Consider the following 12,261-nt stretch of genomic DNA (forward strand, 5'->3'; position numbering starts at 1 on the left):
GTTCAAGCGCATTGATCGGCTCTACCCCAAGACCACCCGTCAGGCCGAGGTAGAACATCCACACGGTCCATGCCGCGCAAACGATGTATATCGTCCAGGCGGGGATCTTGCGCAGCACTGTGTTTATGGGCTGAGACAGGCTCATCCGGTTCTCCGTCAATTCGCGATACTATATACCTACACGCAGATCCTTAGAAAAACTCGCGCAGATCCATGCCTTCATAAAGGCTGGCCACTTCTTTTTCGTAACCATTGAACATCAGCGTGTCCTGTCTGTCGGCAAACAGGCCGCCACCGATCTTGCGTTCGCTGGCCTGAGACCAGCGTGGATGATCCACGTTTGGATTTACATTGCTGTAAAAACCGTATTCGCGCGGGTTGGCCTTGTTCCAGCTGATTGGCGGCTCTTCGTCCGTCAGGGTAATGCGGACAATCGACTTGATCGACTTAAAGCCATATTTCCACGGCACAACCAAACGGATCGGGGCACCATTCTGATTGGCGATCGGCTCACCATAAATGCCCGTGGCCAGAATCGTCAGCGGATGCATCGCCTCATCCAGGCGCAGGCCTTCCACATAAGGGAAGTCAAGCACACGGCGCTGGACGCCGATCATGTTCTCGGGCTGCACGACCGTTTCAAAGGCGACATATTTGGCGCCCGACTGAACGCCCACCTTATTCAGGATGTCGGCCAGTTCGATACCGTTCCACGGAATAACCATTGACCAGGCCTCGACACAGCGAAACCGGTAAAGGCGATCTTCGACAGTCAGACCATCCAGCAGATCGGCCAAGGCATATTCGCCCGGATTATCGACCAGACCATCCACTTTGATCGACCACGGGGATGTCACAAGCGCGCCTGCATTCTTCGCCGGATCACCTTTGCCTGTGCCGAACTCATAGAAGTTGTTGTAGGAGGTAATCTCTTCCAGCGTGTTGGGCTCCAGCTCACCTTGTGCGCTTGCGGCGCCAGCAAGACCGATAGCGCCCAAGCCAACCGTACCGGCCAGAATCTGGCGGCGGTTGAGATAAGCAGCCTTGGGCGTGACATCTGTATATGTAAGGTCGTTGGTCCAGCGGTGCGCCATTTGGGTCTCCGTTTCAGTCGCGTTCGACAAGCATATAGGGCAGAAGCCGTGAAAGATGTCTCACGATGGCGCCAGAACACTGAAATGTTCCAACAATAAGGCGCCAAAGGTCACACCAGTTCACAGAACCGTGATTGGAAATGCAAGCGATTGCGGGCTTAGGCCACCCAACAATTCCGTCAAGTTGCATCGGCGTGTTTCGCCGGTGATCCGATACGGCACCCGTCCGTATAAAGCCCGATGCCGAAATAAAGGGCATCCGACAACTCGGAGAACTTACATGCTACGCAGAACTTTCATTGCCTTGACCGCAACAGCCGCATTCGCAACCGCGTCTTTTGCCGGTGAATCCAAGAAAGACATTGTCGACACTGCTGTCGAGGCTGGCACATTCACCACATTGCTTGCCGCAGCCGAGGCCGCTGGCCTGGTCGACACACTCAAAAGCGACGGCCCCTTCACCGTTTTTGCCCCCACGGATGAAGCATTTGCAGCACTGCCCGACGGAACAGTCGAGGGCCTGCTGGAAGATACCGACGCGCTGGCCGCCATCCTGACCTATCACGTTGTCCCCGGCAAAGTGATGTCCGGCGATCTGAGTGACGGTATGACTGCAACAACCGTCAACGGTGCAGACATCACCATCGGGACCGAGGACGGCGTGACCGTCAACGAAGTCACCGTTGCGGCAGCTGACGTCGAAGCCTCCAACGGTGTGATCCACGTCATCGACGGTGTGATCCTGCCACCAAGCTAAACCAAACCGAACAGGGCGGCCTTCAAAGGTCGCCCTTTCCATTTGACTGTTATGAAAAAGGAGGCGGAGAATGACAACTTTCGTTGGCATAGCCAGACACATTCCACAATTTAGCATTCTGCTAGAAACACTTTCCTATATCGACGCGAATATCGAAGGGTCCAATCTGGTCGCCACATTGAACGACCGGCACCAAAGCCTGACGGTGTTTGCACCGACAAACAACGCATTCGGGCAGTTGGCCGCGGATCTGGGCTTTGCCGGGAACCCGCATGATGCAGCAGCAGTCACCGCGTTTCTGGTCGGAAATGTCGATGTGGCAACGCTGAACGCCGTTGTGACATATCATGTTGCTGGCACCGCCCTCAGCGCTCATCAGATTGCCAATGCCGGCGCAGTTGAGACATTGCAGGGTGGCAGCATCGGGGCCGGTTCACTGCCCAACCTCGTTGATGCAGAACCCGATCTCGCCGATCCCCGACTGATCGCAACAGATATTCACGTGGCCAACGGTGTCTTGCACGTGATTGACCGGGTTCTATTGCCCATTGACCTGCCCGGCAACACGCCCGCACCTGCGGAACCCACCATCGCAGCCATCGCAATTGAAGATCCGAATTTCAGCATCCTTGTGGACACACTGCAATTTATCGACGCCAATCTGGCCGACTCTGATCTGGTTGGCACACTCTCGGACGCAAATGGCGATTTCACAGTCTTTGCACCAACCAACGCAGCCTTCGGGCAGTTGGCAGTCGATCTTGGCTTTGACGGCGACGCGGCAGACGCTGCGGCTGTGACGGCCTTTCTGACCGAAAACGTCCCGGTCGAGACCCTGAACGCCGTTGTCACATATCACGTTGCAGGCGGTGCGCTGACATTGGCCGACATCGCGGCCAGCGGAACGGTCGAGACCGTGCAGGGTGGCACCATTACCGCGGGGCCAGATGGAACGCTGGTTGATCTCGAACCTGATCTGGCCGATCCGACGCTGATCGCAACAGACCTGCCCGCCGCCAATGGCATCGTGCATGTGATCGACCGGGTTCTGTTGCCCGTCGATCTGCCAGGCAACAGCCCCGCGCCGGTAGAACCGACAATCGTCGACATTGCGCTTGGGGATACCAATTTCAGCATCCTCGTCGCGGCGCTGCAATTTATTGACGGCAATCTGGAAGGCTCTGACCTGGTCGGGACACTTGCCGATGCGGGCGGTGACTTTACTGTCTTTGCGCCGACGAATGCAGCCTTTGGGCAGTTGGCGGTCGATCTTGGTTTTGCGGGCGATGCCAGCGACACTGCGGCAGTCACAACATTCCTCGTTGAAAACGTGGATGTCGAGACCTTGAATGCCGTTGTGACCTACCATGTAGCGGGCGGTACGCTGTTGGCCGCAGATATCGCAGCAGCTGGCACCGTCCAAACGCTGCAGGGTGGCGAAATCGGTGCAGGCGAATTACCAACCCTGTCTGATCAGGAACCTGACCTGATTGATCCCTCATTGATCGCTACCGACATTCCGGCGGCCAATGGGGTGGTCCACGTCATTGATCGGGTCCTGTTGCCGGTTGATCTTGCGGATAATGATGCACCCAGCATCACCGACATTGTGGCTGCCTCCGGCGAAGGGTTCGACGACAACAACGCAGATTTCGATATTCTGCTGGAAGCCGTGAAAACGGCCGGGCTGGCGGAAACACTTGCATCGGCAGATGTCGATCTGACGGTTTTTGCGCCCAATGATGATGCATTCGTCAAGCTGGCGCAGGATATTGGCTTTGACGGGTCCGACGAAGGTGACGCGTGGACCTATCTGGTCGATGCGCTGACCGTTGTCAGCAAGGGCGATCCGGTATCGCTGTTGACCGACGTGCTGACCTATCACGTCGCCGGCACGTCACTACAGGCCAGCCAGGTGCTTGGACTGGATAACATCACAACGTTGCAGGGCGGGACGGTCGCAGTCGCGGACGCGGCGCTGATCGACAATGACCCCGAAACCTTTGATGCCAACCTTATCGCGACGGATATTCAGGCCAATAATGGTATTGTACACGTCATTGACGAGGTACTGATCCCGACCGATCTGCTGGCCGGCAACAATACCGACCTTGAGATCGGCACGGATGGCCGCGACTATATCCACACCGGACGGGGCGATGACTTCGTCAATGGCAAGGGTGGGAAAGACTTCATCCTGCTTGGCAGCGGCGACGATGTCGGCTTTGGCGGTGATGGGCGCGACCTGATCAGCGGCTGGCGGGGCGACGACCACATCGACGGTGGGGGCGATAGCGACCGGCTCTACGGTGGTAAGGGTGACGACATGGTCAGTGGTGGCGCCGGCCGTGACATGATCTTTGGCGGCCGGGGTGATGACATCATCAATGGCGGTACCGAGGACGACATGCTGTTTGGCGGCCGAGGCGCGGACACGTTCATCTTTGTCGAAGGTGATGGCATGGACAAGATCCGCGACTTCAACCACCGACAGGATCAGATTGACCTCAGCGCCTATGGGTTCGACGGGATTGATGATCTTGGGATCAGCACATCAGGCCATTCCACCCATATTGACCTGGGCAATGATGATGGGATCACGCTGGCCTGGGTCAATGCGGGCAACCTGACAGAAGACAACTTTATCTTCTAAATCAACATAGAATGACGATAGCCCCGGCCGCTTGCGTGGCCGGGGTCAGTGTTTGTCAAACACAACGGGGAACCAATCCTCGCGCAGGACGTCACCCGGGCGCATTCCATGGCCCGGAAATGGCGGCGATGTGGGGCCGGGTCTGTCCACATAGCGTGCATCATCACCCACAAACCGCACCGAGAACGCGCGTCTGCGAGCTGTTGTCGTGTTGCCGCGGGCGCCATGGAGAATGCCAAAGCTGAACGCAACGGCATCCCCCGGGGCCATCGCCCATTCCTTGATTGGCATTCCTTGCGCATCCGGGTCAGGGACCGGCTGATAGGCATCATCATCGGGGTAAAAACTGGTTTCAGCCAGCCAGCGGGTTGGCAGCACCGGCTTGTCCCAAAGATGACTTCCCGCCACGCAGCGCAGGCTTGCAGCATCAACTGGGTCCATCGGCGACCAAAAGCTGACGGTCTGGCGACCCTCAACAAAATAGTAGGGACCGTCCTGATGCCACGGGGTGGGTTTCGTCGTCCCCGGTTCCTTGACCAGAACATGATCGTGAAAAGCCTGCACCCGACGGGATTGCATCAGATCGGCTGCAACAGCGCCTGCCGGGGAATTGCGGATCGCGTCCTCGAACTCGTTGATGCGCATCCAATTGCAGTAATCGTCAAAGAAACGACCGGCTTCGCCGTCATGCAGGTTTTCGGCAGCATAGGGACCCGGCGCCGCCATGTTGCGGTCAATGCCGGTGCGGATCGTGTCCACATAGTCGGCAAACAGCCCCTTGATCAGGACAACGCCGTCACGTTGAAAGGTGTCGATATCAGCTTGGGTGACAAGCGGGTGGGTCATATGGCTGCTCCATTTCCGGTGCAGCCTAGGGCGAAATACCAATGCGGGACAATCAGATTTCCGCGACGAAAGCCCGGCCCCATGACGGGCCGGGCCCCCATTTAATGTACGACCGCGTCATCCGGCGTGCTGCGGTTCGAAGTCGACAGCCGGTCACCGACGATCAGCCCATCGGGTCCGGCAGTCACGTGAACCTCCGTACCATCCATGACATCACCCGCGAGGATCATCTCGGCCAGTTGGTCCTGCAAGGCGCGCTGGATCACCCGCTTCAGCGGGCGTGCGCCGAATACCGGATCATAGCCTTCATCGGCCAGCCATTTGAGGGCCGGTTCATCCAGATCAATCTGGATATTCCGCCCGGCCAACCGGCGCTCCAACCGCCTTAGCTGGATCGTGACGATCCCGGCCATATCCTCGCGCGCAAGCCGGTCAAAGATCACCGTCTCATCCAGTCGGTTCAGGAACTCGGGCCGGAAATGCGCGCGCATGGCATCCATGACGTCACGCTTGGCGTCAGATGCGTCCGCACCATCGGGCAGTTGGCTTAACGCTTGTGCCCCAAGGTTCGAGGTCAGGATGATCAAGGTCTGCTTGAAATCGACAGTCCGGCCCTGACCATCGGTCAGCACACCGTCATCAAGCACCTGCAACAGAACGTTGAAGACATCCGGATGCGCCTTTTCAACCTCGTCAAACAGAACCACCTGATAGGGCCGGCGCCGGACCGCTTCGGTCAACACGCCGCCCTCATCATAGCCGACATAGCCCGGAGGCGCACCAATCAGACGGGCAACCGCGTGCTTTTCCATGAACTCCGACATGTCGATGCGGACCATCGCGCTGTCATCGTCAAAGAGATATTCAGCGACGGCCTTGGTCAGCTCGGTCTTCCCCACACCCGTTGGGCCAAGAAACAGGAAAGAGCCCAGCGGGCGGTTCTCGTCATTCAGCCCGGCACGGGCGCGGCGGACCGCATTGGCCACCGATGTCACCGCAGCCCGTTGGCCGATGACCCGCTTGCCAAGCTCTTCTTCCATGCGCAGCAGCTTTTCGCGCTCGCCCTCCAGCATTTTAGAGGTCGGAATACCCGTCCAGCGTTCGACGACTTCGGCGATCTGCTCGGGGCGGACCGCCTCTTCGACCATCAGGTCATCATTGTCCTCGACTTCGGACAACTGACGCTCCAGCTCGGGGATGACGCCGTAAGACAACTCACCGGCCTTGGCCAGATTGCCCTCGCGCTTGGCGATATCCAGATCGGCACGGGCGCGGTCCAGCCGCTCCTTGACCTCGCGGGTCCCTTCCAGCTTGTCGCGCTCGGCCTGCCATTTTGCGGTCATCTCGGATGCGCGCTCGTTCAGGTCGGCAAGCTCTTTCTCCAAACGCTCCAACCTGTCCACGGACGCTGCATCATCCTCTTTCTTCAGCGCCTCGGCCTCGATCTGCAATTGCAGGATCTGACGGTCCAGCGCGTCCAGTTCCTCTGGCTTGCTGTCAACTTCCATGCGCAAGCGCGAGGCGGCCTCGTCCATCAAGTCAATCGCCTTATCAGGCAGGAAACGATCTGTGATATAGCGATGCGACAGGGTTGCCGCAGCCACAAGCGCGCTGTCGGAAATCCGGACACCGTGGTGCAGCTCGTACTTTTCCTTGATACCGCGCAAAATGCTGACCGTATCGGTGACAGTGGGTTCTTCCACCATCAACGGCTGGAACCGGCGGGCGAGGGCCGCATCCTTTTCAACATATTTGCGATACTCATCAAGCGTGGTTGCGCCAACGCAATGCAACTCGCCACGGGCAAGGGCAGGCTTGATCAGGTTGGCCGCATCCATGGCGCCATCTGACTTGCCCGCACCGACAAGCGTATGCATCTCATCAATGAACATGATGATTTCGCCTGCGGCGGATTCGATCTCTTTCAGGACTGCTTTCAGCCGTTCCTCGAACTCACCGCGATATTTTGCACCTGCAATCAGGGCGCCCATATCCAGCGACATCAGCTTTTTGTTGCGCAGGCTTTCGGGGACGTCACCATCGACGATCCGCAAGGCCAACCCCTCGGCGATCGCGGTCTTTCCAACGCCGGGTTCACCAATCAAAACAGGGTTGTTCTTGGTACGGCGGGACAGAACCTGCATGGCACGGCGGATTTCCTCGTCACGCCCGATAATCGGATCAATCTTGCCCTGCTCGGCCGCCTCGGTCAGATCGCGGGCATATTTGGCAAGCGCCTCAAAGCTGTCTTCGGCGGTGGCACTATCAGCCGTGCGACCTTTGCGAATGTCGTTGATCGCGGCATTCAGGGTCGCAGGCGTCACGCGACCGGCTTCAAGCGCATCGCGGGCCTTGGACTTTACAATTGCCAGTGCGGTCAGCAGCCGTTCCACGGGCACAAAACTGTCCCCGGCTTTCTTGGCGATCTGTTCGGCCTCATCGACGACCTTGGCAGTCAGATTGTCCAGATAGACCTGGGCTGCATCGCCTGTCACTTTGGGCAGTTTTGCCATGGCCGCATCGACGGCGCTGCGGACGGCTGCCGCGTCACCACCTGCACGCGCAATCAGATTGGCGGCAAGGCCTTCTTCATCATCCATTAATGCTTTGAGCAGATGCTCAGGCGCGAACCGCTGGTGGTTCTCACGCATTGCGATCGTTTGTGCCGCTTGTACGAAGCCGCGCGACCGCTCGGTGAACTTGTCTAAGTTCATGGGTCTCTCCTTTGTTAAGCGCCCGGTGTTGCGGGTGCCCGACTTGGCGGCACACCCTTGTCTGGGCCTCAGCATCTAGATGGGGAGCGGAACGTCACGTCGCAAGACCAAAAGGTATGGAATTCCATACGGGGAGGCGAAATCGCCTTTTCCCCGCGCACCTCAAAGCGCTTTGAGGCATAAGAGCGTCACAGAGGAAATGATGATGCAACAAGCGAACACAACGACAGACAGCGAACAACCCAACCCACCGCTGTTCCCGCTCTCTCCGGACATTATCCGGCAGTTGCGGGCAACCGATGAACGCAACGGGACTGCAGAAATCATGTCTTCAAACGACAAGTAATCACCACTCACGGTGCGCCGGGCCACATGTCCTCCCCATGTGGCCCGGCAGATAAAGGTGCAGCGCGGGACACGCTGCACCTTTTTTCTGTTTCAGACCCGGTAACATCACCCGCCTTGGCGATTGCGCAGCCTTGGGGCACGGGCTAGACCCGGCCCGACCACAAAAGGAATGCGCCCAATGACTGATGACCGCCTGATCGTTGCGATGGATTTGCCAAATGTGCTTGATGGGCTCGAACTGGCAAACGCATTGGGCGACAGCGTCAGTTTCTACAAGATCGGTCTGGGGATGCTGACAGGCGGTGGGCTCGCGCTGGCCAATGAGCTGAAACAAGATCATGGAAAGCGCATTTTCCTCGACATGAAATTCTTTGACATCGGTGCCACGGTCGAGGCGGCCGTGCGCGGTGTTGCGCAGTTCGATCTGGACTTCCTGACAGTGCATGGTGACCCGCATGTGGTGCGCGCAGCGCGCGAAGGGGCGGGCGGGTCCGATATGAAGATCCTCGCGGTAACGGTCCTGACCTCAATGGACAGGGACGATCTGGACGCGTCCTGCATCAAGGACGGCGAAATCGGTGATCTTGTGCAGGAACGGGCGGGAATTGCACTCGCAAACGGGGCGGACGGGGTCATCGCCTCCCCGCAAGAGGCGGCGTTGATCCGGGCATTGCCCGAGGCAGAGGGCAAGTTGATCGTGACGCCCGGCGTGCGGCCCGCAGGTGGGGACCCCGGCGACCAGAAACGGATCATGACACCGGCACAGGCCATCGCCAACGGGGCGGATCACGTTGTGGTCGGACGACCCATCTGGCAGGCCGCCAATCCGCGACAGGCTGCGCTGGCCATTCAGCAGGAATTGGTATCGCCGCAGGCAAAGCGCCCGAATTGACGCCCAGCGCGTCAGTGAAACAAAGTTAACGAAATACTCACGGGTCGTCACAGTGGTGATGCGTGTCTTGCGGAACTTTCCTGCATGACTGACGTTTGTGTCACATAACACAACGCCACCCGATCAGCGACGCGTCGTCAGTTCGGGCAAATGCGCGAAAGGAAAAGACAATGAATGACGTTCGGTTGCACAACGTACACTACAACCCACAGGCTGGCGCCTTTGAGGCGCGGGTAGATATCGACCGGGGGCAGACGACTTTTCGTTATCCCTGCCAGGTGCCAGGTCCGATGACGATGGATATGGATCAGGTCTGCCTCAGCCTGACGCGGCAGGCGCTGCGGATGTCAGATACCGGGGCAAACCTGCGTTCGCGTTTCTAACCGGTGGGGAAAACACAGACCCCGGCACAAGATTGCGGGGCCTGCGGTGGCGATGCGACGCCGTAGGATGGATCTTGATCCATCCTAGTCGTTGATGTCGGTGTCGCAGATTTTAACCTGCCCGGTGCGCAGGCCAAAGACCTTGCGCATGATGACATAGGAAATCAGTGACAATACGGCGAAGATCACAAGTGTGATGGCAAAACCGCTCGCAGACACACCCACCAGGATCAAAACGCCCATCATCGCGGCGCCGAGGGCGAAACCCAGAAAGATATAACCGGGGATCAGGACCTCGAGTGTTGCCAAGACCAACGCGCCCGACATCCATACCCACCATTCTGTCCACAAAGGCATCCTAGCGTCCTTTCAACATCTGAAATGCGTTTGCGAACGCATCTAGGGCATTGGCAGGCAGAACGACTGTCTGATTACCGTCACCAGCGCCGAGCTTCTGCAACGCCTCAACCTGCTTTAGCGCAACCTGATATTGGGCAGCCTCCAACCCGTTTTCGGCAATCGCGACCGCAACAACCTGCGTGGCATAAGCTTCGGCATCCGCCAGCACGCGACGGGCCTCGGCATCCTGCTTGGCGGCATACAGCTCTGCATCGGCCTGCAACTCCACAGCGCGCTTCTGACCCTCTGCTTCGGTCACTTGCGCACGGCGGGCACGCTCGGCGTTCAACTGCTGCAACATGGCAGCGCGGGTGGCAGCATCCAGGTTCACATCCAGGATTTCGGCACGGGTTACTTCGATACCCCAATCATCAACCTGCTGGGCGACCTGTTCGCGCACAGCGTCAATCAGGTTGGCGCGATTGGCCTGCACCTGATCCAGTTCCATGCGACCAATCTCGGACCTGACAATGCCCGCCACCGTTGTTGAAATCGCGCCATCAACGTCACGAATGCGGTAAACCGTCTTTTCCGGCTCAATAATGCGATAGAAGACACTGGTTTCGACCTGAACAAGCACGTTGTCAGACGTAATGGCGTCTTGCGTCATGGATGGCAGCTGGCGTTCAAGGATCGACACCTTGTGCCGAACGCGGTCCAGAAATGGCACGATCAGGTTAAACCCTGGCCCCAGAACCGAACGTAGTCTTCCCAGCCGTTCAACGACATATTTTTCGGATTGCGGTACAATCCGGATACCGGCGAGAATGCAAACAAGAACAAAGATTGCAGCCGCAAAATACAGCAGCTCCATTCCACCAAAATCAGCCATGAATTGTTCTATCGTCATATATCTGTCCCTTTATTGTTATGCATGACAGATATGCATGCACTAAGCTGATTTCAATGTATGCAACGGCATACTGTTGCCTTTGAACCGGGCTGCAACAACTGCACCAATCGTATCAGCGGTCGCCGGGCTCAAGGTCCAGCCAAGGTGGCCATGCCCTGTGTTATAGAAAACACGGTCCTTTTTTCCGGGGCCGACACGCGGCATCATATTGGGCATCATCGGGCGCAATCCGGCCCAAGGAATACAGTTTTCGGTTGATACGTCTGGAAAATGCTCTTCGCACCATTTGATCAGCGGACGCACGCGGCGATCCAGAATGTCGCGGTTTTCGCCGTTAAATTCAGCCGTACCTGCAATCCGCAAACGGGTCTTTCCCAACCGCGACGAAACGATCTTGGCCTTATCATCCAAAAGGGAGGTATTTGGCGCTGCCGCCTGACTGGCCGCATCATCAAGGTTCACGGTGATCGAATAGCCTTTCACCGGGTAGATATTCACCCGATCACCCAACATATGGGCGAATTTCCGGCTGGCGACACCGGCCGACACCACAATCCCGTCAAACCGTTCTTCGTGGTTGCACTCGACATAGACGCCATCATCCCTGACATGCAGATCCGTCACAGGCGCGCCAAGCTTAAAGACAACACCCTGTTTCTTCAGCCAATCCGCCAGACCCATGGTGAACTTGTGGATATCACCGGTGCTGTCGCTTTCTGTCCAGAACCCGCCGATGATGTCACCACGCAAGGCGGGCTCGCGGGCCATGACCTCGTCTACAGTCAACTCATGCCGTTCCAACCCGCCTTCGGCGAGCAGGCCGTTGACCATCCGGGCATGGGTCAGGTCTTTTTCTGTCTTGTAGAAATGCAGAATACCCGCGGGGCTGAAATCAAAATCCACACCGGATTTTTCTGCCATCTCGGCCAGCCCGGCACGGGCGGCAACGGCCATACCGGCTGTCTTGATCGTATTTGTCTTGTAACGCGGAATATTGGCCAGAAATTCGGTCATCCAACTGACCTTGTGCCAACCGGGGCGGGGGTTCACAAACAGGGGCGCATCGCCCTGCAACATCCATTTGAGCCCCTTCAGAACAGTAGACCACTGGTTCCAGACCTCGGCATTCGAGGCGCTTAACTGGCCGCCATTGGCAAAACTGGTTTCCATACCCGCATAGCGCTGGCGATCAAAAACCGTCACGTCAAATCCGCGGACATAAAGGGAATAGGCCGTTGTTACGCCGGTAATCCCGGCACCAAGTACTGCAATCGAAGGCATGGCATTTCTCCGCCAATGGCGCTTGCGCGCATGTGCCCCCG

Annotated in this window: 12 protein-coding genes (1 of these 12 only partly in view); 5 read left to right on the forward strand and 7 right to left on the reverse strand. The window is 57.8% G+C overall.

Annotated elements, in window-relative coordinates; genetic code table 11:
- Both msrQ and msrP read right to left on the reverse strand, forming a co-directional pair.
- A protein-coding gene (msrQ, locus tag AABB31_RS13150; protein ID WP_342077708.1) for a protein-methionine-sulfoxide reductase heme-binding subunit MsrQ crosses the window boundary here: on the reverse strand, positions 1 to 145 show its beginning. It extends 467 nt beyond the left edge of the window; the window shows 145 of its 612 coding nt (coding positions 1–145); its start codon is at positions 143 to 145; the stop codon falls past the left edge of the window.
- 46 nt (positions 146 to 191) lie between these two features.
- A complete protein-coding gene (gene msrP / locus AABB31_RS13155; protein WP_342077707.1) occupies positions 192 to 1,094 on the reverse strand; it encodes a protein-methionine-sulfoxide reductase catalytic subunit MsrP in 903 nt (300 codons plus the stop codon).
- Positions 1,095 to 1,374: 280 nt separating this feature from the next.
- Between msrP and AABB31_RS13160 the strand changes: the two genes are divergently transcribed.
- Together AABB31_RS13160 and AABB31_RS13165 are read left to right on the forward strand one after the other, a co-directional pair.
- Positions 1,375 to 1,851, forward strand: coding sequence for a fasciclin domain-containing protein (locus AABB31_RS13160; RefSeq protein ID WP_342077706.1), 477 nt, complete (start codon positions 1,375 to 1,377; stop codon positions 1,849 to 1,851).
- 70 nt (positions 1,852 to 1,921) lie between these two features.
- Positions 1,922 to 4,504, forward strand: a complete 2,583-nt coding sequence (locus AABB31_RS13165; protein ID WP_342077705.1) for a fasciclin domain-containing protein — start codon at positions 1,922 to 1,924, stop codon at positions 4,502 to 4,504.
- 45 nt (positions 4,505 to 4,549) lie between these two features.
- Here AABB31_RS13165 and AABB31_RS13170 read toward each other — a convergent pair whose 3' ends face one another.
- Positions 4,550 to 5,350, reverse strand: coding sequence for a phytanoyl-CoA dioxygenase family protein (locus tag AABB31_RS13170; RefSeq protein ID WP_342077704.1), 801 nt, complete (start codon positions 5,348 to 5,350; stop codon positions 4,550 to 4,552).
- Between the two features lie 101 nt (positions 5,351 to 5,451).
- Positions 5,452 to 8,064 carry an ATP-dependent chaperone ClpB gene (gene clpB / locus AABB31_RS13175; protein WP_342077703.1) on the reverse strand — a complete coding sequence of 871 codons (2,613 nt, stop codon included), beginning with the start codon at positions 8,062 to 8,064 and terminating at the stop codon, positions 5,452 to 5,454.
- A 199-nt stretch (positions 8,065 to 8,263) separates the two neighbouring features.
- Between clpB and AABB31_RS13180 the strand changes: the two genes are divergently transcribed.
- From AABB31_RS13180 to AABB31_RS13190, 3 genes are all read left to right on the forward strand, one after another.
- Positions 8,264 to 8,410 (forward strand): hypothetical protein, encoded by a 147-nt coding sequence (locus tag AABB31_RS13180; protein WP_342077702.1) that lies wholly within the window; start codon positions 8,264 to 8,266, stop codon positions 8,408 to 8,410.
- A gap of 180 nt (positions 8,411 to 8,590) precedes the next feature.
- Entirely contained in the window at positions 8,591 to 9,304 is a 714-nt protein-coding gene (gene pyrF / locus AABB31_RS13185) for an orotidine-5'-phosphate decarboxylase (RefSeq protein ID WP_342077701.1), read from the forward strand.
- A gap of 170 nt (positions 9,305 to 9,474) precedes the next feature.
- Positions 9,475 to 9,687 carry an orotidine 5'-phosphate decarboxylase gene (locus AABB31_RS13190; protein ID WP_342077700.1) on the forward strand — a complete coding sequence of 71 codons (213 nt, stop codon included), beginning with the start codon at positions 9,475 to 9,477 and terminating at the stop codon, positions 9,685 to 9,687.
- An 84-nt stretch (positions 9,688 to 9,771) separates the two neighbouring features.
- On the opposite strand, the gene AABB31_RS13195 is transcribed toward AABB31_RS13190, so the two are convergent.
- From AABB31_RS13195 to AABB31_RS13205, 3 genes are read right to left on the reverse strand one after another with little or no spacing between them, the layout of a single operon-like run.
- Positions 9,772 to 10,044, reverse strand: coding sequence for a hypothetical protein (locus tag AABB31_RS13195; protein WP_342077699.1), 273 nt, complete (start codon positions 10,042 to 10,044; stop codon positions 9,772 to 9,774).
- 1 nt (position 10,045) lies between these two features.
- Positions 10,046 to 10,936 (reverse strand): SPFH domain-containing protein, encoded by an 891-nt coding sequence (locus tag AABB31_RS13200; protein ID WP_342077698.1) that lies wholly within the window; start codon positions 10,934 to 10,936, stop codon positions 10,046 to 10,048.
- Positions 10,937 to 10,978: 42 nt separating this feature from the next.
- Positions 10,979 to 12,220, reverse strand: a complete 1,242-nt coding sequence (locus AABB31_RS13205; RefSeq protein ID WP_342077697.1) for a D-amino acid dehydrogenase — start codon at positions 12,218 to 12,220, stop codon at positions 10,979 to 10,981.
- Between the last annotated feature and the right edge of the window lie 41 nt (positions 12,221 to 12,261).

Source organism: Yoonia sp. SS1-5, assembly GCF_038443705.2.
Lineage (GTDB): Bacteria > Pseudomonadota > Alphaproteobacteria > Rhodobacterales > Rhodobacteraceae > Yoonia > Yoonia rhodophyticola.